Origin of the sequence: Pollutimonas bauzanensis, assembly GCF_900129885.1 — a bacterium.
GTDB lineage: Bacteria > Pseudomonadota > Gammaproteobacteria > Burkholderiales > Burkholderiaceae_B > Pollutimonas > Pollutimonas bauzanensis.
The window spans coordinates 1-1,955 of the sequence record NZ_FQXE01000037.1; the positions used below are offsets into that span (position 1 = coordinate 1).

Annotated in this window: 2 protein-coding genes; both read right to left on the reverse strand. The window is 57.7% G+C overall.

The window, feature by feature from the left end; genetic code table 11:
- Positions 1–80: 80 nt before the first annotated feature.
- Complete coding sequence (gene istB / locus BUB23_RS26330) at positions 81–851, reverse strand: IS21-like element helper ATPase IstB (RefSeq protein WP_073110391.1); 771 nt, start codon at positions 849–851, stop codon at positions 81–83.
- On the reverse strand, positions 848–1,870 hold the full coding sequence (gene istA, locus BUB23_RS26335; RefSeq protein WP_073110394.1) for an IS21 family transposase: 1,023 nt from the start codon (positions 1,868–1,870) through the stop codon (positions 848–850). Before istA ends, istB begins: the two co-directional genes overlap by 4 nt.
- Positions 1,871–1,955 lie beyond the last annotated feature (85 nt).

A 1,955-nucleotide genomic window follows, 5' to 3' on the forward strand; every position in this document is an offset into this window, starting at 1 on the left:
TGTCAACGCCGGTTTAAAACTGACCCACTTTCCGGCTTTTCGGCCGGAGTAAAACTGACCCACCCGGGCCTCCAATTTTCTTAAGCTTTTGCCTTCACCTGGCCGGCTTTGCGTTTATCTTTAAGCCGGTAACTTTCTCCGGCGATCTGAACAATATGCGCGTGGTGCAGCAGGCGATCGAGCATGGCAGCCGTTAAGGTCTGGTCGTCGGCGAACGCTGAAGACCACTGCCCGAAGGGCAGATTGCTGGTCAAGATAATGCTGGCGCGTTCATAGCGCTTGGCGACCACGTTAAAGAATAAATTTGCTTCCTCGCGTCCGAAGGGTAAATAGCCAATCTCATCAATGATCAAGAGACGCGGGCCAATGATGGCGCGGTTAAGATAGTGCTTTAGCCGATCTTGCTTGTGGGCCGTGGCGAGCTGCAGCATCAAGTCCGCTGCGGTAATGAATCGAGTCTTGATGCCGGCCATCACCGCGCGGTAAGCCAAGGCTTGGGCCAGGTGACTCTTGCCCACGCCGCTGGGCCCCAGGAACACGACATTCTCGGCGCGTTCAATAAAGGTCAGTGCGGCTAGCTCCTGGATTTGCGCACGGGGAGCCCCACTGGCAAAAGCAAAGTCATATTGCTCCATCGTCTTGACCGAAGGCAATGTTGCCAGCTTCATCAAGGCTGTGCGCTGACGCTCAAGACGGGCTTCGTTCTCAACGCTCAGCACCTTCTCCAAAAAGTCGCCATGGCTGGACTCCTGGTTCGCCGCCCATTGCGCCACGGCGGGCCATTCGACTGCAATGCGGTCCAGTTTGAGCCCATCACACAGCATCGTGATTCGTTCTTGCTGCAGATTCATGCTCTGGCCTCCAGCAAGGCGTTATAGACTGACAAGGGATGTTGCAGACTCTCAAGCGGCATAGGCCGCTGTTGCCGATTCACTTCTATCGGCAACAGGGTCGGTCGAGGCAACTCTGGCAACGGCAGCAACGCGCTGCGCTCGACGACCATGCGCCGATCAGGACGCTCGCCCGTGGTGCCGTGGATACGGCTGTTGGCGACCTCAGTGAGCCAGCGTCCCACATGGGCATTGGCTGCCTCGACATCCAGGCGAAGTCCGGCCTGGCGCAGGGTTGCGGCCAGCGGCACGCAGAAACTGCCCTTCAAATAGCCATTGAAACGCTCGACCTTGCCCTTGGTCTTGGCGCGATACGGACGGCACAATCGAGGAGCGAAGCCATACGTATCAGCGAGCGCCAGCATCTGACCATGCCAGCGGTGCTGACCTTCGCCATAGGCATCGCGTTCGATGACAATCGTGCCTGCGTTGTCGAACAATACGTGCTGGGGAACACCGCCGAAATACACAAACGCTTGCGCCAAGCAGGTGCTGAGCGTGTCGGCGCGTTCGTTGTTGGTAAAACGCACCCAGCTTGCTCGGCTGTAGCCCAGCGTGGCCACAAACGCAATCAAAGGGTCGCGCCCGCGCCGAATGTGAGTAAAGTCCGCTTGCATCTGCTTGCCCGGAGCCGTCTCGAATCGAACCACCGGTTCGGGCTCCGTATGGCGCTGCAATCGCAGAAATTCTTTAAGCTGGGTTACTCCGCCGTCATAGCCATGCTCCTGAATCTCGCGTAGCAACACCACGCCTGGGATCCAGTGTGGCCGTGCCGCTTCGATACGTTCTAGCAAATAGCCCTTATACGGATCCAGCTTGGTCGGCCGTGCCGTTCTGGGACTGTATTGCTCGGCTGCCGTCTCTCGTAGATACCGCCTGATCGTATTGCGTGAGCACCCCAGCTCGCGCGCCATCTCTCGAATACCGGCGCCATGCCGCATTAACACCTTGATTTCCACTGCTTGCTCCTGGGTCAACATAGTCGGCGGCCAAAAAACCACCATATTCGCCCAAGTGGGTCAGTTTTACTCCGGCGCAGTGGGTCAGTATTACATCGGCGCTAAC